The organism is Brachybacterium sp. SYSU DS0246 (assembly GCF_059391765.1).
In genome coordinates this window covers 41,303-59,043 of sequence record NZ_JBZXYT010000015.1, presented here as the reverse complement: position 1 = coordinate 59,043, position 17,741 = coordinate 41,303, and the positions used below count along the sequence as shown (strand labels likewise).

The 17,741-nt window shown below is 71.4% G+C and carries 14 protein-coding genes and 1 tRNA gene; 11 read left to right on the top strand and 4 right to left on the bottom strand.

Features of this window, described 5'->3' with window-relative positions; translation table 11 throughout:
* The first annotated feature begins 74 nt into the window (after positions 1-74).
* The 8 genes from AC5020_RS09375 to AC5020_RS09340 all read left to right on the top strand — a co-directional run bounded on the left by AC5020_RS09375 (position 75) and on the right by AC5020_RS09340 (position 10,448).
* Positions 75-869: an ABC transporter permease gene (locus AC5020_RS09375; protein ID WP_377020320.1), complete on the top strand. Its 795-nt coding sequence runs from the start codon at positions 75-77 to the stop codon at positions 867-869.
* Positions 862-1,701, top strand: a complete 840-nt coding sequence (locus AC5020_RS09370) for an ABC transporter permease (RefSeq protein ID WP_377794492.1) — start codon at positions 862-864, stop codon at positions 1,699-1,701. Before AC5020_RS09375 ends, AC5020_RS09370 begins: the two co-directional genes overlap by 8 nt.
* On the top strand, positions 1,698-2,732 hold the full coding sequence (locus AC5020_RS09365) for an ABC transporter ATP-binding protein (RefSeq protein ID WP_464988083.1): 1,035 nt from the start codon (positions 1,698-1,700) through the stop codon (positions 2,730-2,732). Before AC5020_RS09370 ends, AC5020_RS09365 begins: the two co-directional genes overlap by 4 nt.
* A 418-nt stretch (positions 2,733-3,150) precedes the next feature.
* The gene (locus tag AC5020_RS09360; RefSeq protein ID WP_464988082.1) at positions 3,151-4,716 is read left to right on the top strand and encodes an HNH endonuclease signature motif containing protein; all 1,566 of its coding nucleotides are present in this window, start codon (positions 3,151-3,153) and stop codon (positions 4,714-4,716) included.
* A gap of 118 nt (positions 4,717-4,834) precedes the next feature.
* Positions 4,835-6,115, top strand: a complete 1,281-nt coding sequence (locus AC5020_RS09355) for a hypothetical protein (RefSeq protein WP_377794496.1) — start codon at positions 4,835-4,837, stop codon at positions 6,113-6,115.
* Positions 6,116-6,157: 42 nt separating this feature from the next.
* A complete protein-coding gene (gene lplAB, locus AC5020_RS09350; protein ID WP_377020419.1) occupies positions 6,158-7,204 on the top strand; it encodes a lipoate-protein ligase LplAB in 1,047 nt (348 codons plus the stop codon).
* Between the two features lie 71 nt (positions 7,205-7,275).
* A complete protein-coding gene (valS, locus tag AC5020_RS09345; protein ID WP_464988080.1) occupies positions 7,276-9,945 on the top strand; it encodes a valine--tRNA ligase in 2,670 nt (889 codons plus the stop codon).
* 23 nt (positions 9,946-9,968) lie between these two features.
* Positions 9,969-10,448: a hypothetical protein gene (locus AC5020_RS09340; protein WP_464988079.1), complete on the top strand. Its 480-nt coding sequence runs from the start codon at positions 9,969-9,971 to the stop codon at positions 10,446-10,448.
* A gap of 21 nt (positions 10,449-10,469) precedes the next feature.
* Here AC5020_RS09340 and AC5020_RS09335 read toward each other — a convergent pair whose 3' ends face one another.
* A complete protein-coding gene (locus tag AC5020_RS09335; RefSeq protein ID WP_464988078.1) occupies positions 10,470-11,783 on the bottom strand; it encodes a WXG100 family type VII secretion target in 1,314 nt (437 codons plus the stop codon).
* A gap of 151 nt (positions 11,784-11,934) precedes the next feature.
* Here AC5020_RS09335 and AC5020_RS09330 point away from each other — a divergent pair, with 151 nt between their 5' ends.
* Positions 11,935-12,411: a hypothetical protein gene (locus AC5020_RS09330; RefSeq protein WP_377020312.1), complete on the top strand. Its 477-nt coding sequence runs from the start codon at positions 11,935-11,937 to the stop codon at positions 12,409-12,411.
* A 62-nt stretch (positions 12,412-12,473) separates the two neighbouring features.
* On the top strand, positions 12,474-13,043 hold the full coding sequence (locus tag AC5020_RS09325; protein ID WP_464988077.1) for a hypothetical protein: 570 nt from the start codon (positions 12,474-12,476) through the stop codon (positions 13,041-13,043).
* 198 nt (positions 13,044-13,241) lie between these two features.
* Here the strand turns inward: AC5020_RS09325 and selB are convergent, their stop codons facing one another.
* The 3 genes from selB to AC5020_RS09310 form a co-directional block, all read right to left on the bottom strand.
* Complete coding sequence (selB, locus tag AC5020_RS09320) at positions 13,242-15,032, bottom strand: selenocysteine-specific translation elongation factor (RefSeq protein ID WP_464988076.1); 1,791 nt, start codon at positions 15,030-15,032, stop codon at positions 13,242-13,244.
* Positions 15,029-16,387, bottom strand: a complete 1,359-nt coding sequence (selA, locus tag AC5020_RS09315) for an L-seryl-tRNA(Sec) selenium transferase (RefSeq protein WP_464988075.1) — start codon at positions 16,385-16,387, stop codon at positions 15,029-15,031. The genes selB and selA overlap by 4 nt, the downstream gene beginning before the upstream one ends.
* 27 nt (positions 16,388-16,414) lie before the next feature.
* Positions 16,415-16,506: transfer RNA gene (locus AC5020_RS09310), tRNA-Sec, on the bottom strand.
* 174 nt (positions 16,507-16,680) lie between these two features.
* On the opposite strand from AC5020_RS09310, the gene selD reads away from it, so the two are divergent.
* Complete coding sequence (gene selD, locus AC5020_RS09305; RefSeq protein WP_377803358.1) at positions 16,681-17,709, top strand: selenide, water dikinase SelD; 1,029 nt, start codon at positions 16,681-16,683, stop codon at positions 17,707-17,709.
* Positions 17,710-17,741: the final 32 nt, after the last annotated feature.

Genomic DNA, 17,741 nt, shown 5'->3' with positions numbered 1-17,741 from the left:
GCGGGCCGCACCAATCGCGTCGAACCACGCCGAACCCCTTGTGACCGCCGACACGGCCCCCTAGTATCGCGCGAGTGTCTGCTTACGGGAGGATCGCCGCCGCCTCCTTCCGGCAGTACTCGACGTACCGGATGGCGACCGCCGCGGGCGTGTTCACCAACACCGTCTTCGGGTTCATCCGGGCCTCGATCATGTTCGCGGCGATCACCTCGGCGGGCGGCGAGCTCAGCGGGTACAGCATCGCCCAGGCGGCCACCTACGTCTGGCTCGGCCAGGCGCTGCTCGCCCCCATCGAGGCCTTCGGCACGCGCGAGGTCTCCCAGCGGGTCCACCAGGGTGAGGTCGCCGTCGATCTGCTGCGTCCGACGTCGTTCCTGGGGTTGTACTACGCGCAGAAGCTCGGCCGCTCGGGCTTCCTGCTGCTGGGGCGCGGGGTCCCGCCGCTGGCCGTCGGCGCGATCGTCACCGGTCTCGCCCTTCCCGAGGAGCCGAGCTCCTACCTGCTGGGGGCGCTGTCGCTGCTGCTGGCCATCACCCTCGCCTTCCTGGCGGACATGATGGTGAACCTGACGGCGTTCTGGCTGCTGGAGATCCGTGGGCTGAGCGTCGTCTACACCACCGTGATGAACCTTCTGTCCGGGTTCCTCATCCCCATCGTGTGGTTCCCGGACTGGCTGCTGGCCATCGCCCGGGCCACGCCGTTCCCCTCGATGATCCAGACCCCGATCGACACGCTCTCGGGCCGGGTGCCGCCCGCCGAGGCGGTCGGGATGGTCGGCGTGCAGGTGCTGTGGGTGGCAGCGCTCCTCGGCGCCGCCTACCTGATGCTGCGGGCCGGCGTGCGCAGTGTGGAGGTCCAGGGTGGCTGAGACGTCCCGCACCCCGCGCGCAGACCGTCCCGTCTCCACGGCCCGGATGGTCGCGACCCTGTACGGATCACGGATCCGTTCCCAGGCCACGTTCCGCACCAGCTTCGCCTCCGACATCGCGGGGCAGGTTCTGGTCGTGGCCACGGAGTTCCTCGAGCTGTGGGTGATCCTCGCCCAGGTCGGCACCCTCGGCGGCATGGACCTCGCCCAGGTCGCCGTGGTCTACGGGCTCGGCGCCCTCGCCTTCGGCCTGGCGGACATGTTCTTCGGCGAGATCGACGGACTCTCCGCCTCGATCCGCTCCGGGAAGCTCGAGACGCTGCTGATCCGACCGGCGCCGATGCTGCTGCAGATCTCCAGCCTCGACCTCTCCCTGCGACGCCTGGGCCGGATCCTCGTGGGCCTGGCGATGTACGTCGTCGCCCTGAGCCTCGCCGGGTTCCAGCCCAGCACCACCGGAGTGCTGCTGGCGATCCTGGCTCCGCTCGCCGGGGCGCTGCTGTTCGGCGCGCTGTTCACGATGGCCGGAGCCCTGCAGTTCTGGCTGGTCGACGGGCGCGAGTTCGCCAACGCCTTCACCTACGGCGGCAACTACGTCGCCACCACCCCCGGCGCCGTGTTCGCCCTGCCCATGCGCGCCTTCTTCACCTTCGTCATCCCGGCGACCCTGGTCGCCTACGCCCCCACCCTCGCGCTGCTGGACCTGCCCGGTCCCCAGCTGGTCCCGCAGTGGGCCGGCTGGATGGGTCTGCCCGCCGCGATCCTCGCCTGGATCGTCGCCGGCCTGCTCTGGCGCGCCGGGGTCCGCAGATACACAGGAGCCGGCGGATGAATTTCCCCCAGTCCACACCCGAGCCCCCGCAGCCCGACAGCGCGCGTGGTCGCCCCGATCCGGCCGCCTGGCTCACGAACCTGCGCCGCGACTACGTCGTGCGCGCTCCCGTGCCCGGTTCCCGGCGCCGCCGGCGCCAGGTGGTCCGGGCGGTCGATGACATCAGCCTGCGCATCGACCGCGGAGAGTCCGTGGGGTTCGTCGGCGCGAACGGCGCCGGCAAGTCCACGACGATCAAGATGATGACCGGGATCCTGCAGCCGACGTCGGGATCGCTGCGCGTGCTGGGCCGCGACCCGGTGCCCGAGCGGCGTCGGCTCACCTGGGAGATCGGCGTCGTGTTCGGCCAGCGCTCGCAGCTGTGGTGGGATCTGCCGCTGCGCGAGAGCTATACGATCCTGGGCTCGATGCACCGCCTCACCGACCGGCAGCGCGAGGCGCGACTGGAGAGGCTCGTCGACGGGCTCGACCTCGGCGGCTTCCTCGGCCGGCCGGTGCGGCAGCTGTCGCTGGGACAGCGGATGCGGGGCGAGGTGGCCGCCGCCCTGCTCCACTCCCCCGACCTGGTGGTGCTCGACGAGCCGACGATCGGGCTGGACATGGTCTCGAAGGAAGGGCTGCGCCGCTTCCTGCGCACCGACCGCGAAGAGCGCGGCACCACGCTGTTCCTGACCACGCACGACATGGGCGACGTGGAGCGGCTGTGCGAGCGGATCGTGGTGGTCAACTCCGGCACGGTCGCCTACGACGGACCGCTGGACTCGTTCCGCGAGCACCTCGGGGCACCGCGCGAGCTGATCGTGGATCTCGCCGAGCCGGTGGCCGGGCTCGACCTGCCGCGCGGAGCCGAGAAGCTGGCGGTGGAGGCCGACGGGATCCGCCACCGCATCCGGTTCTCCGGCACGGAGCTGACGGTCCCGGCCCTGCTGTCCGCGATCAATGCCCAGGCCGAGGTGCGTGACCTCTCCCTGACCGAGCCGGCCATCGAGGATCTGGTGCGGCAGATCTATGCGCGTGGCGGGGTCGGCTAGAAACCGCATGGCCGACGCACGGGACGCGAATCCCGGAAGCTGACACCGAGATGCGATCCGTATATTTTCCTGCATTTCCCGCGCCCGCGGGCTGTCGCGACATTCCTGGTGAATCCTCACGGCACGGGTCGCGGGAGAGAAGCACGAATTCGCGAGCAGACCGTGATGTGACAGGCGCGCAGACGGAGCGAAAATCACTCCGGCCCTCCCCACCGACCACTCGTCCACAAATCTCCACACATCCCCGAGAACCCTTTCGCGCAACGGTCACAACAGGTAGACTAGAACCTACACCGACACGAAAGTCGTTACACACTCTCCCAGGCATTCGACGAGGGCGCGGCAGAGCATTGTGAAACTCATTCGGTGCGCAAGCGACACGCATTCACGGCATGGCCACGATCGGAGAGGAGCTGACATGGGCGGCGAGCTGCAGGACCCGGCGCCGGCACTGCTCGACGCCCTCGAGCCTCCTGCAGCGGACCCGGACCGGCCCATCCCGGTGTGGTCCGTGAGGGCGCGCAAACCGCTCACCGACGAGCGGATCATCGCCGCAGCTGACGCCGAGCCCGACACCGACCAGGCTGATCGAGTGCTGCACCTCCACCGGCGCATGCAGTACCGCACCCGCGCGTACGCCGCCCAGCTCGAGACGATGAGCGAGTTCTTCACCGAGGATCCCGATACCGCCGGGCGCATGGACGACGCCGATGTCGCCGCACTGAAGATCGCCACCGCCATGCGCTGCTCCACCCGCAGAGCACAGGGCATGATCCGTGACGCGCACCTGGCGGTCGAGATCATGCCCGAGACCTTCTCCCGACTGGGTGAGGGCGACCTTCCGGAGGAGTGGCACCACCACCTGCTGCGGAAGGTCCGGCGCCTGGACGAGGAGCAGATCCGTCTGACCGACCACCACGTCGCGACATGGGATCTCCCCTCGATCTCCCGCTCCCAGTTCGACCGTCACCTCTCCCACCTCATCGCCCTGATCACGGCCGATATGCCCACGCCTCCCCCACAGGCGCAGCGGAACGTCACCGTCGAGGTCGACGACCCGCAGTGCGGCACCGCGACGATGTCGATCACCGGCCCGATCCCGGAGATCGCGGCGCTCGCGAGGCGGCTGGACTCCTCCGCCCGCACCGTGCAGCAGACCCAGCGCCACGCGCTGCAGGAGGACGGCGAGACCCCGGTCCCGTTCGATCTCGACGACGACGTCCGCGACCGGGGCAGAGCTCTGCCCCGCAGCGCGCTGCGGTACGCGATCCTCACCCGTTCCGTGCTGGACATCGACCCGGTCGAGGAGACGGCCCAGCCCGTCACGATCAACGTCACCGTGCCGGCCCTCACCCTGCTCGGAGCGACGGACGCGCCCGGCATGCTCGACGGCACGACTCCGATCCCCGCCGATCAGGCTCGGGCTCTGGCCGGTGAGACCGGCAGCACCTGGCACCGGATCCTCACCGATCCCGCGACCGGCGCCTATCTCCCGGCCGCGGCGACGACCTACAAGCCCAGTGCTCAGATGCGCGAACAGCTCCGCCTGCGCCATCCCGTCTGCGCCGCCCCCGGCTGCCACCGGCCCACGGCGCTCGCGGCCGAGGACGATCACATCGTCGAGTTCGACCACGGGCATCCCGCAGGGGGCGGGCAGACCACGCTCGTGAACCTCCACCGGCTCTGCTGGCGCCACCACCAGCTCAAGACGGCAGGCCGTATCGACCCGCAGCGCGATCCTGACCCCGGCACCGCTCCCCCGGGGCCGATCACGACGGACTGGGAGATCGACTCGGTGATCCGCACCCGCACCTGCGAGGACACCGACCTCGCCACCCCGCATCTCGTCGCCGCGCTGGATGTCGCCTGGCAGGCCCATCAGCGCCGCCGGGAGGATCTCGAGCGGCGAGTCCATGGCAGCAGCCGGCGCTCGGATCCCGAACCGCCCGCCGGGGATGCACCTGCCGACCTCCCACCGTTCTGAGCCGGTCGAGTCCGGGCAGGTCGACACGCCTGTCCTCTCTCCCTGCACTGATGCAGACTGTGGGCGGGCGATACTGTCCCACCATCGCGCACCGGGGAACCGCAGGTAAGGGAGGAACATGGCCCGCTCGTACGCCACTGTCGGACAGATGCTGACCTATGCCGTCGATCGGTCCGTGCCCGCCCCGGATCAGGAGGCCTGGTACGACGCGAACACGCGGGCCGAGGCCATCCTGCGCCACATGCTCGAGTTCGTCCTCATGTCGCCGAAGAGCCGCGAGGCGTTTCTGGGCACAGTCGCACGCACCGAGCACACCACCGGCAGCATCGCCGCCCCTCCCCGCCTCCGCAAGAAGGCCCCGGATCTGGTGGCCGAACTGCTGCCCAGCTCCACGAAGTCCGACGACGGCGCGCGCCTGGCCGTCGCGCTGCGCGTGGGCGGCGGCTTCAGCGCCAAGGAGCTGCGGGATCTGCGCCGAACCCTCGGCTCCTCTCCCCTCCACCTCCTCGTGGCCATCGCCCGGCACACGGAGGAGGACGTGCCCGAGGGCGTCGTGCTCACCACCTGGGAACAGCTGGGCACGGACCTGCCCAAGGCCGATTCGGGCCACGGGCATCTGTGGGAGACCATCGGCGAGATCGGGCAGAACGCGGGGCGACCGGTCGAGCAGTACCCGATCGATCCCAAGCGGCTGCTCACCAAGTCGCGGACAGCGCAGGAGTTCCGCGCCCACCTCGACGTGTTCCACCAGGCCAGCCGGACCCTGCTCGGCACGAGTCCGCACTTCTCCACCCGGCGAGGTCAGACCGACGCCCACCTGCAGGCCGGGGTGAGCCGCCTGCGGACAGGCCTGGAGTTCGGCGCGGTGGAGCAGGGCAGCCCGGTCCGCTTCGCCCGCACCGGCTCCACATCAGTCCCTCTCGGCATCGGCCGGCTCGAGACCGACGCCGACCGTGCGGCCGCGAAGGAGCGGCTGGGGACCATCCAGCGCCGCACGGCCTGGCGCAGCGAGACCGGCGACCTGCCCGCCCCGGGTGAGCTGATCGGCGCCGCCGCCTCCCCCGAGGTGGAGAGCGCGCGGCTGCTGCTGTGGGCCATCTTCAACCCCATGCTGCTGCGCGACCGCGGGTTCGACCTCGCCCCGGCCCGTCGGCAGCCGGCGTTGAGCGCGACCACCATGGGGCTGCGCCTGCTGTACCGCGGGGACGACTCCGGTGCCACCTATCGGATCTGGGTGGGCGGCAGCCGCGAGTGGGACAGCCTCATTCCTCGCGTCACCCGGGAGGAGAGCCCGGACCGGCCCACCGAGACGTACGCAGTCGCCCCGCGCAAGAGCCACTCCACCGCGGACTTCGTGTGGGAGGTCCACCGTGCGCTGCGCTCCCTGACCATCGCCTGACGCGCCCGCATGCGCGAAGATGAGGGCATGGATGCCCCTGTGATGCACGGTCAGTACAAGGTTCGTGGCGGCAAGCTGGTCTCCGCCGAGGTCACGGAGCGGGAGGGCCGCATCGCCACGGCCCACGTGTTCGGCGACTTCTTCCTCGAGCCGGACGACGCGCTCGAGGACATGAACGCGGCGCTGGTCGGCATGGAGACCGACGCCTCCGCCGCTGAGCTCACCGCTGCGCTCGATGCGCGTCTCGACGGGGTGGAGATGATCGGCTTCAGCACCGAGGCCGTGGCCATCGCCGTGCGCCGGGCGCTCGGGCACGCCTCCAGCTGGGACGACCTCACCTTCGACGTGATCGGCCCGGTGGCGATGGCTCCGGTGATGCACGTCGCCCTCGACGAGGTGCTGCCGCTCGAGGTGGCCGCCGGCCGGCGCGGCCCGCTGCTGCGGATCTGGGACTGGGACTCGCCCCTGGTGGTCATCGGCTCGTACCAGTCGGTGCGCAACGAGATCGACCCTGAGGGCGCCGCCCGCCACGGCATCGGCGTGGTGCGGCGCATCACCGGCGGCGGCGCGATGTTCATGGAGCAGGGCAATTGCATCACCTATTCCCTGGTCGTGCCCACCTCGCTGGTCGAGGGGCTGAGCTTCGAGCAGGCCTACGCCTACCTCGACGACTGGGTGATGGGGGCACTCGCCGAGATCGGCGTGCGGGCGCACTACGTGCCGCTGAACGACATCGCGTCCGAGCAGGGCAAGATCGGCGGGGCCGCCCAGCGCCGCTTCGCCGGCGGGGTGCTGCTGCACCACGTGACGATGTCCTACGACATCGACGCCGACAAGATGGGCGAGGTGCTCCGGATCGGCCGGGAGAAGATGTCCGACAAGGGCACCCGCAGCGCGAACAAGCGCGTGGACCCGATCCGCTCGCAGACGGGCATGGCCCGCGAGCAGATCATCGAGGGCTTCCTCGAGCACTTCCGCTCCCGCTACGACACCCGCGAGTCGGCCTACACCGAGGACGAGCTCGGCAAGGCCCGAGACCTGGTGGCCACGAAGTTCGGCACCGAGGAGTGGACCCACCGCGTGCCGTGACGCCGCCGACGGGCCGCGGACGCCACACGCTCTCGCGTTGCACTGGCCGGCAGACCTGGAACAATGAGCCCATGACCGATATCGCTCCGCGCCAGAACCCTGCCCTTCCCGATCGTCCCTCGCTCGAGGGCCTCGAGGAGAAGTGGGACGGCGTATGGAGTGAGCAGGAGCTGTACGCGTTTGAGCCCGACACCACCCGCGAGCAGGTCTTCAGCGTCGACACCCCGCCGCCGACCGCGTCGGGCTCGCTGCACATCGGCCACGTGTTCGGCTACTCGCAGGCCGACATGATCGTGCGCTACCAGCGCATGCGCGGCAAGAACGTGTTCTACCCGCTGGGTTGGGACGACAACGGCCTGCCCACCGAGCGCCGGGTGCAGAACTACTTCGGGGTGCGCTGCGACCCCTCGCTGCCCTACGACCCGGACTTCACGCCTCCGCAGGAGGGCGGCGACAACAAGTCTTCCAAGGCCGCGAACCAGCTGCCGATCTCGCGCCGCAACTTCATCGAGCTGTGCGAGCGCCTCACCGAGGTCGATGAGAAGTCCTTCGAGGAGGTCTTCCGCACACTCGGCCTGTCGGTGGACTGGAACCACAGCTACCAGACGATCGACGCCCGCTCCCGCGCCACCAGTCAGCGCGCCTTCCTCGAGAACCTCGAGAAGGGCCAGGCGTACCAGGCGGAGGCCCCCACCATGTGGGACGTCACCTACCGCACCGCCGTGGCCCAGGCCGAGCAGGAGGACCGCGACCGCGACGGCGCCTACCACCGCATCGGCTTCACCCGCACGAACGCGGCCGGGAAGGCAGACTCCACCGTCTATATCGAGACCACGCGCCCCGAACTGCTGCCGGCGTGCGTCGCCCTGGTCGCCCACCCCGACGACGAGCGCTACCAGGAGCTGCTGGGCACCACCGTCACCTCTCCCCTGTTCGGCGTCGAGGTCCCCGTGATGGCCCATCCCCTCGCCCAGATGGACAAGGGCGCGGGCATCGCCATGATCTGCACCTTCGGCGACGCCAACGACGTCACCTGGTGGCGCGAGCTCGAACTGCCCACCCGCAGCGTGATCGGCCGCGACGGCCGCTTCGTGGCCGAGGCCCCGTGGATCACCACCGACGAGGGCCGGGCGCGCTACGCCGAGCTGGCGGGCCTGACCGTCTTCAGCGCCCAGAAGAAGGTCGTCGAGATGGTCACCGAGACCGGTGACCTGGTCGGCGAGCCGAAGAAGATCTCCCACCCCGTGAAGTTCTACGAGAACGGCGACAAGCCGCTGGAGTACGTGACCTCCCGCCAGTGGTACCTCGCCAACGGTGGCCGCGACCAGTCCGGAGGCGGGCTGCGCCACGCCCTCATCGAGCGCGGAACCGAGCTGACGTGGCACCCGCCGTACATGGAGTCGCGCTACCGCAACTGGGTCGAGGGCCTCACCGGGGACTGGCTGATCTCCCGCCAGCGCTTCTTCGGCGTGCCCTTCCCCATCTGGTACGCCGTCGGCGCCGACGGCACGACCGACTACGAGACCGTGCTGACCCCGCCCGTCGATGCCCTGCCGATCGATCCCACGATCGATGTGCCCGAGGGCTACAGCGAGGACCAGCGGAACCAGCCCGGCGGCTTCGTCGCCGACCCCGATGTGCTCGACACCTGGGCCACCTCATCGCTCACCCCGCAGCTCGCCGGCGGCTGGAACACCGATCCAGAGCTGTTCTCGAAGGTGTACCCGATGGACCTGCGCCCGCAGGGCCACGACATCATCCGCACCTGGCTGTTCTCCACCGTCGTCCGCTCCCATCTGCAGCAGGACGCGCTGCCCTGGAAGCACGCCTCGATCAACGGCTGGATCCTGGACCCCGACCGCAAGAAGATGTCCAAGTCCAAGGGCAACGTGGTCACCCCCATCGGGCTGCTGCACCAGCACGGCACCGACGGGGTGCGCTACTGGGCAGGCCGGGCCCGCCAGGGCGTGGACACCGCGTTCGACGAGGGTCAGATGAAGATCGGCCGACGGCTGGCGATCAAGATCCTCAACGCCTCCAAGTTCGCCCTGGGATTCGGCGCCGCTCCGGCCGATCCCGCCGGCCGCCTGGCGGCGGACCCGTCGGCCCTCACCGATCCGCTGGACAAGGCGCTGCTGGCGAACCTCGCCCAGGTCGTGGAGCAGGCCACCGCGGCGTTCGAGGACATGGACTACGCCCGCAGCCTCGAGGCCGTGGAGCCCTTCTTCTGGGCCTTCTGCGACGACTACATCGAGCTGGTCAAGGAGCGCGCACACGGCAACGGGCCGACGGGTGAGGCCGGTGCCGCCTCGGCGCGCGCGGCGCTGGCGATCGCCCTGGACGTGCTGCTGCGCCTCTTCGCTCCGGTGATCGTGTTCGCGACCGAGGAGGTCTGGTCGTGGTGGCGCGACGGCAGCGTGCACACCCAGCCCTGGCCCGAGGCGGCTCCGCTGCGGGAGGCCTCCGCCGGGCAGGATGCCGCGCTGCTGGAGACGGTGGCCCAGGCCGCGATCTCGCTGCGCCGCCTGAAGTCCGATGCGAAGGTCTCGCAGAAGACGCCGATCCTTCGGGTGCGGCTGGTCGCCCCGCAGGCCGCGTCGGCGCACCTCGAGGCCGCTTCGGCGGACCTCACGGCGCTGGGGCGGATCGAGGCACTCGAGCTGGAGGCCCGGGACGTCGAAGAGATCACCACCGAGGACGTCGAGCTCGGAGAGCCGCCGGTCAAGCAGAAGCAGAGCTGAGCGGCCGAGGCCCCGCGGGTCTGATGAGCACGGTACGGTCCACCACCAGCACGCGTCTGAAGTGGTTCGGCGCGCTGATGGTCGTTCTCGGGTTGTTCAGCGGGCTCTACGGCCTGGTGCACCTCGTACGCGGCTCCGTGCTCGCCGGGCTGGCGGTCCTCGCCCTCGGCGGAGTCATCGCCGTGGTGGGAATCGTCGTGCTCGTGATCGGGGCCAGGACCTGTGCATGGGTCGGGCCCCGGTCGATCTCGTGGCCCGCGGGGCTCGGCGCGCGCACCACGGTCGGGTGGGACCAGGTCGCCCGAGTGCTCGTGCCGGGACGCGGCGATCACGGTGATGCGGTCGCCCTGCAGCTGCACGACGGTCGGGTGCTGCCCGTCTCCCCGCTGCGCAAGACACAGGGCGCCGACGACAGTACCGGCCTCTTGCCGTGGTACCTCCGTGCAGGTGCCGCAGTGCAGCGGGCGCACCACGCCTGGAACGTCCAGCAGCCGCGGCGTTGAGCAGCGGCTGCGTTGGCGGTGTCAGTCGAACGGGTTGATGGCGCCGACCACGTCGCCGGCCACCTCGGTGGCGCCGTCGAACGCGCCCTTTGCGTCCCCGATGGCGTCGTCGAGGTTGTAGTCGCCGGGCGTGATGTCGTTGACGATCTCATTGGGGTGGATGGACACGGCGAGATCCGCCTTGACGCCGAGAGCGGCGGCGACATCCCCGCCGACCGCAATGCCGACTTCGTCGGTCGACACGGTGCCGCCCACGCTTCCGCCGAGACCGGCGCCGGCCTCGACGCCGAACGACGCGGACGAGGAGAGCCAGCCGCCTGGCGATGTCCCGGCGATATCGGCATCCGCTTTGGCCCCTGCGAACGCCCCCGCGTCCGCACCGAAGGTGAAGCCGTTGACATTGCCCTCGTCATTGCGTGTCGCGTGCGCATATGCGTTCGCATGAGCTTCGGCGCCCGCGTAGCCGGTCGCGCCCACGGTGGCACTGGCTCCGTGCGGTCCGGCCAGGGTGCCGTGGATGTCGCCGTACGCGCCTGCTCCGGCAGCGGCACCGGCGCTGGCTCCGTCCGGACCGTACGTGACTCCGGCCTCACCGTACGCCTCCGCCCCCACGCGGCCATCGGTCTGGTAGCTCGCGCCCCCGGGCAGGTTCAGCTTCTCGTCGAACCCGATCTCCGCCCCGGCGCGAGCACCGGCTGTATGGGTCGTGTTGCCATAGGCGTCCACGGTGGTGCTGTGTCCGGCACTGGCCCGCGTGTTCGCGTAGCCATCGGCGTACCCGAGTTCGTTGTCGATCTCGCGACCGTCCCAGTGCGAGCCGCCGCTCGAGTACTGCCCTACGGGGCGCCCGTCGGACGCCGCATTGCCCACTCCGTAGCCCGGGCCGCCGTAGAACCCCTGCGGACCGCTGCCCCCACCGCCGGTGAACCAGTCGCTGAACGCATTCTCGAGCCCACGGCGGAGGATGCCGGGGTCCAACGGACCGCCGGGCAGCGGCATCGGAAACGGCATGGGGTACGGGAACGGGAAGGGGCCGAAGTCGGGGAGGGAGGGCAGGTACAGCATCCCGCCGCTGGAGGCCTGGTCCTGTTCGGTCGCGTGCTGCTCCAGTTCCCGCTGCGAACCGCGGATGTCGTGCTCGCTCGCCAGCATCCGGGGCCTCACCGTGCCGTGCCAGTGCTCACGGAACGCGGTGGCGTCGGGCCCGACCCATTCGACCGAATCGATCAGGGCTGTGGCCGTGTCCGCGAGATCGGCGATGCGCTGGGCGCCCTGCCCGAAGGCGCTCGCCTGCGAGCGCAGCTGTTCCGTGTCCGCTCCGTAGAATCCCGCCATCGCGCCCACCGACCCCTTTTCCTCGCACTCGTCCCTGACGTGCTCACGACACTAGACGTGCCGTCCGCCGCGCGCGATGGGGAGGACTACCCATAGGGTGTGGCCGCACGCGGGGCCGATCCTCGCCATCCACGTCCTCGGAAGGCATCTCATGTCCACGACACTGCGCAGCGCGGGCTCGCGCGTCAATCACGTCATCGGTCCGATGGTGATGCTGATCGGCGTCGCTGCGGGCATCGCGGCGATCGTTCTCGCCATCGCCCTGGAGGCTCTGCCGTTCCTCGTGCTCTTCGTTCCCGCTGCGCTCGCGGTCGGCGGGGGCGCGTTCGTGCTGTGGGGCGCCCGACGGTCCCGGCTGCTGATCGACGAGACCGGGTTCACGTGGGCGGGATTCGTGGGACGGCAGCATGCGGTGCGCTGGGACACGCTGCACCGGCTCCTCCCTCCCCCGCCGGGGGCCTCACGTGTCGTGGCGATTGCCGAGCTGCGCGACGGCTCCTCCGTCGAGGTCCGGGCGCTGTGGGACTCTCCGACCTCACCGTCCGCGCTGCTGGGGGCCTCGGACCATTCTGCAGCCCGGGATGCGCTCATCGCAGCGCACCGGGAGTGGCTTTCGACCCGGTCGTGACCCGACACCGCTCTCTGGGCCTCCCTACGCCCCGCCGACTCGCGATCTCAGGAACCCACCCCTTGCGCACACGACACCGGCCCCTCGCCACCATCGCGATCACCGCAGCCGGCCTCTCCCTCCTCCCCCTGGCCGCCTGCACGACCAGCAACGGGGACGAGGACCCGACCACCCCGACCACGACGCACGAGGCCCCTCCCACTGCGGATCCCGCGGACGCGACGCCACAGGAACGCATCGCGGCATCGTTCGAAGCCTCGGATGCAGCCGCGGCCGAGGGCTGGAAGGACACCAGCTACATCGACGATTTCTTCGTGCCCGAATTGGCGGAGAAGCAGCGAGCCGACGACCAGGAACGAGCGGAATCAGGCGCCGTGGTCACAGGGGAAACGAAGCTCTCCAGTTGGGAAGTCGTCGAAGAGACAGACACGACCGCGGTCGTGGAGTTCTGTCAGGACTCCGGCGCGTTGGAAGCCACTAAGGACGGTGAGCCCGTGGAGATCACCAACCAGCGGGAGGAAAGCGTCGGCCGCTTCACGCTGGTGAAAGAATCCGACTCTGATCCCTGGATAATCGAAGAACAGGCTTATTACGACGAGGGAACGACGTGCGACGAGTATTTCGCGGGCTGATCACCGTCAGCGCGGCGACCGGCATCCGGCTGGCCTCGAGCCCCGCATGGGCGGAGGGGGACGATCAAGACCAGCGTCTCCGTCCGTGACGGAGGAGGCAGCAGGGCCACAGCCGGCACAGGCGCCGGGGGCTGACCGGCCGCGTGCCCTTCGGTCCCGGCCTCATCCTCGGCACAGCCGTCGTGCTGCTCGTCCGAGTCAGCGCACGACCTCCCGGTATCCGGAATCGAGCCGGCGCGTCCATCCGCGCGAGTCCAGGTGCTCGAGCAGCGGAATCGCGACCCGGCGCGTGGTGCCGAGCGCCTGGCGCGCCTGGGAGGCGGTGAAGGGCTGCGACAGGGCTGCGAGCTCCCGCATCGCGAGGGCCGGCGCGGTCGGCAGCAGGATCACCTCGCCCGGCAGCCGCAGCAGCCGTCCCTGGCGCGCGGCGGCGGCGAGTTCGCGGGGGCCCAGTCCCAGCCCGCGGAGGTCATCGGCTTCCGGCGCACTGAACGGTTCGGCAGCCAGGCGCGTCTCGAGCGATCGCAGGGACTCCTCCGCCGCCCCGAGCCCATCGTCGGAAGCGGCGTCCCGCACCCGGCCGTCGGCCTGGCTCAGGCCGGCGGCGGCCACCACCGCGTCCAGCAGCCCGGGGTCGGGCAGATCGACGGCGTCGGCCGCGGCCTTGCGCGGGAGGCCTGCCGAGAGAGCATCGCCGGCCCGGTCGGCGGCCACCGCCTCGCGCAGCCGGGTCGTCCACCTCTCCATCGAGTCCGTATCCACCAGCCAGTCCCCGTGACGCTCCACGCCGGGAAGGCGGCCCGACGGGAGGGGGATCCCGAAGCGGGCCAGGATCTCGGCACGCACCGCACCTCGCCGTGCGACCTCGGCGGCGGCATCACCGGCCAGCGGCATGGCCTCGAGCGTCTCGCGGCGCCGGGTCCCCTCGCCCCGGCGGGCCAGTGCCGGCGGATCCACGTCCAGCACGCTCACCCCGGTGCGGACCCGGCGGCTGCCGCCGCCGCGCAGCACCATGCGGTCCCCGACGCTCAACGGCAGGCTGCGCGTGAGAGTGAGACGGGCATGGTCGTCCCCGAAGGGGCGGACGCGCGCGGGAACGGCGGCGGTCCCCACGTGCACCACGAGCTCGGTGGGCGCATCGGCGAAGCTCGCGCCGGTCACCCGTCGCACGTCGATGCTTCCGGTGACCTCCCATGCCCCGGGAGTGACCAGGGCGTCCCCGCGGCCGATCTCCTCCGGGGCAGTACCTCGCAGGTTCACTGCCGCGCGGTTGACGGGGCCGAGGTGGTCCACCGGGCCGCCGCGGCTCTGCAGGCCGCGCACCACGACCTCTCCCCCACGCTCGGCGCCGCACAGCTCGAATCGGTCCTCCCGAGCGAGGGTGCCGGCAGCGAGGGTTCCGGTGACCACCGTGCCGGCCCCGGAGATGGTGAAGGAGCGGTCCACCCACAGTCTCACGCGCTCGTGCGGGGAGGGCTGCCGGGCGCCGGTCACCGCGGCATCGAGCGCCTCCCGCAGTTCGTCGAGCCCGTCCCCGGTCACGGCGGAGACGGCGAGCGCCGGGGCCTGCCCGAGGCCGGTGCCGGCGAGCTCGACGCGCGCCTGGGCGATCACCTCCTCCACGCGGTCCGGGGCCAGATCGGCGCGGGTGATGACCAGGATGCCCTGATCGATGCCGAGGGCGGCGATGGCGTCGCGGTGGTCGGCGGACTGGTCCCGCCAGCCCTCGTCGGCCGCGACCACGAAGCAGACGATGGGCGCGGGGCCGATGCCGGCCAGCATGTTGCCCAGGAATCGTTCGTGGCCGGGCACATCGACGAAGGAGACCTCGCGGCCCGAGGGCAGAGTGGTCCAGGCGAAGCCGAGATCAATGGTCAGCCCGCGGCGCTTCTCGTCGGCCAGCCGGTCGGGGTCGGTGCCGGTCAGCGCCCGGATCAGGGTGGACTTGCCGTGGTCGACGTGTCCAGCGGTGGCGATGACCTGCCTCATCGCGAGGGGCGCTCCTCGCGCCCGGCGAGCGCGTCCCGGGCCGCCCGGACCGCCTCGACCAGCGAGTCGTCGTCGACCTCCGGCACGCAGCGCAGATCGAGCAGGCACTCCCCCTCGCGCACCGTCGGGACGACGGCAGGATCGCCCGTGCGCAGCGGGGCGGCGAGCTCGGGCTCGAGCGCGACGGCCCAGCCGGGCAGCGGCACCTCGGCGCCTCCCCCGCCGCCGACGCGGCCATCGTGCGGGACGAGCCGCCCGTCGACCCGTTCGGCGAGGCGAGCGGTGCGCTCCCGAAGCGCCTCGGGATCGGTGCGCAGCGCCTCGAGCACCGGTGCGATGGGCCCTGTGAGCGTGGCCTCGAGAGCGGCGAGCGCGAGCTTGTCGGCGCGGACGGCGCGGGCCAGGGGATGCCGGGCGAGGCGCGCGATGACGTCGGCCCGTCCCAGCAGGATCCCGGCCTGGGGGCCGCCGAGGAGCTTGTCGCCGCTGGCGATGACCAGGTCGGCGCCGTCACGGAGGGCGGTCGCGATATCGGGCTCGTCGGGAACGAGGGGCTCAGGGGTGAGCAGTCCGCTGCCGAGATCGGCGATCAGGGGGATGCCGGCGTCCCGGCAGATCGGGGCGAGCTCGGCGATCGGGACCGCGCTGGTGAAGCCGCTGATGCGGTAGTTGCTGGTGTGGATGCGCAGCACGCAGGCGGTGGCGGGGCCGATCGCGTCGGTGTAGTCGGCCACGTGGGTGCGGTTCGTGGTGCCGACCTCGCGCAGCGTGGGGCCGGTCGACGTGATGAGGTCGGGCAGGCGGAAGCCGGCGCCGATCTCGATGAGCTCCCCGCGGCTGACGATGACCTCGTCCCGCTCGGGCCCGGCGGCCAGGGCGGTGGCGGCCAGGGCCAGGGCGGCGGCGCCGTTGTTGACCACGAGGGCGTCCTCCGCGTCGGGGCATGCCTCGAGCAGCGCGGTGCGCACCCCGGCGCCGCGGCGGGAGCGGGTGCCCTGGGCGAGGTCGAATTCGACGTCGGTGTACCCGGCGGCCTCGAGCAGGGCCTGCCGGGCGGGCTCGGACAGCGGGGCGCGGCCGAGGTTGGTGTGGACGATGACGCCGGTGGCGTTCAGCACCGGCCGCAGGGAGGCCGACGGCCGGTCCCCGAGGGCGCGCAGCACCTCGGCCGGCACGTCCTCGGGGGCGATGTGGCCACCGCGGGCGCGGTCCTGCACGGCGCGGACCACGCCGCGGACGACGTGCTCGCCGAGCGCAGCGCGGGCTCGTTCCACCTCGGGCAGGGCGAGCAGCCGGTCGGTGCGGGGGATGCGGCGGCGCGGGTCCTCGGCGGTCTCACGCTGGTCCTCGCGCACGGTCCCCTCCTTCTCGGCCGACGGGAGCGGAGGCGGACGGGAATCGAACCCGCCAGGGCGAGATGCTCGCCCTCACCGGTTTTGAAGACCGGGGTGACCACCAGGACACGGACGCCTCCCAGTCGTTCCGGCCGGGTCAGCCGGAACGGTCCTGCTCAGCGTATCGGGCGTGAGCTGGGCACCATGCGCCGGCGCGACCGATCGGACGGGCGAATCGGCACCCGACCGTCACCTGTCGCGGGATGGCGGGCACCTGCTGACGTGCCGAGCACCTCGTCCGTAGACTCGGTGCCATGACGGCCGACGCAGCCCCGAGCACCGCGACTCCGACCGGCGCCGCGAGCCCCGGTATCCGCCTGACGACGATGGCCCACGGCGGCGGGTGCGCCTGCAAGATCCCGCCCGGCGAGTTGGAGGAGGCCGTCTCGGCGCTTGCCGGGCAGGTCGACGAGAGCGTGATCGTGGGGCTCGACGACGGGGACGACGCCGCCGCCGTGCGGATCGATGGGGACACCGCGGTGCTCTCGACCGCGGATTTCTTCACCCCCGTGGTCGATGATCCCTACGACTGGGGCCGGATCGCCGCCGCCAACGCCCTCTCGGACATCTACGCGATGGGCGGCGACCCGGTGGTGGCCATCAACCTGGTGGGCTGGCCGCGGGACGTGCTGCCCATGGAGCTGCTGCGCGAGGTGCTGCGGGGCGGCCTGGCGGTCACCCAGGAGGCCGGAGTCCCCCTCATCGGCGGGCACAGCGTCGACGACCCCGAACCCAAGTACGGCATGGCCGTCACGGGCATCGCCCGCCCCGACCGGCTCCTGCGCAACGACGCCGCCCGGCCGGGCCGGCCGCTCACGCTGACCAAGCCCATCGGGGTGGGGCTGCTGAACAACCGCCACAAGGCCACCGGCGAGGTGTCCGAGGCGGCCGTGGCGACGATGACCGAGCTGAACCGGGACGCCGCGCAGGCCGCCCTGACCGCCGGCGCGGTGGCGGCGACCGACGTGACGGGCTTCGGCCTGCTGGGGCACCTGTTCAAGATGGTGCGCGCCTCCGGGGCGGGGGCAGTCCTCGATCGCTCTGCCGTGCCGCTGGTCGAAGGGGCGGCCGAGGCGCTGCGGGACGGCTACGTCTCGGGCGGGACCCGCCGGAATCTCGACTGGGTGCGTGAGCACCTGCGGGCGGCCGACGGGATCACCGAGGAGGACCTGCTGCTGCTCGCGGACGCGCAGACCTCCGGCGGCCTGCTGGTCGTCGGCGAGGTGCCGGGCTACCCGATCATCGGCGAGATCGTGGAGGGCACGGGTATCGAGGTGCGGTGAGGCCGGGACTCGCACTCGCCCGGCCGAGCCGC

What these genes read in the sequence shown, in the direction of transcription:
- AC5020_RS09335 (WP_464988078.1), bottom strand. Translation starts at nt 11,783, where the DNA reads ATGGCGGGATTCTACGGAGCGGACACGGAACAGCTGCGCTCGCAGGCG.
- selD (WP_377803358.1), top strand. Translation starts at nt 16,681, where the DNA reads ATGACGGCCGACGCAGCCCCGAGCACCGCGACTCCGACCGGCGCCGCG.
- AC5020_RS09365 (WP_464988083.1), top strand. Translation starts at nt 1,698, where the DNA reads ATGAATTTCCCCCAGTCCACACCCGAGCCCCCGCAGCCCGACAGCGCG.
- AC5020_RS09330 (WP_377020312.1), top strand. Translation starts at nt 11,935, where the DNA reads ATGTCCACGACACTGCGCAGCGCGGGCTCGCGCGTCAATCACGTCATC.
- AC5020_RS09340 (WP_464988079.1), top strand. Translation starts at nt 9,969, where the DNA reads ATGAGCACGGTACGGTCCACCACCAGCACGCGTCTGAAGTGGTTCGGC.
- lplAB (WP_377020419.1), top strand. Translation starts at nt 6,158, where the DNA reads ATGCACGGTCAGTACAAGGTTCGTGGCGGCAAGCTGGTCTCCGCCGAG.
- selB (WP_464988076.1), bottom strand. Translation starts at nt 15,032, where the DNA reads ATGAGGCAGGTCATCGCCACCGCTGGACACGTCGACCACGGCAAGTCC.
- valS (WP_464988080.1), top strand. Translation starts at nt 7,276, where the DNA reads ATGACCGATATCGCTCCGCGCCAGAACCCTGCCCTTCCCGATCGTCCC.
- AC5020_RS09355 (WP_377794496.1), top strand. Translation starts at nt 4,835, where the DNA reads ATGGCCCGCTCGTACGCCACTGTCGGACAGATGCTGACCTATGCCGTC.
- AC5020_RS09360 (WP_464988082.1), top strand. Translation starts at nt 3,151, where the DNA reads ATGGGCGGCGAGCTGCAGGACCCGGCGCCGGCACTGCTCGACGCCCTC.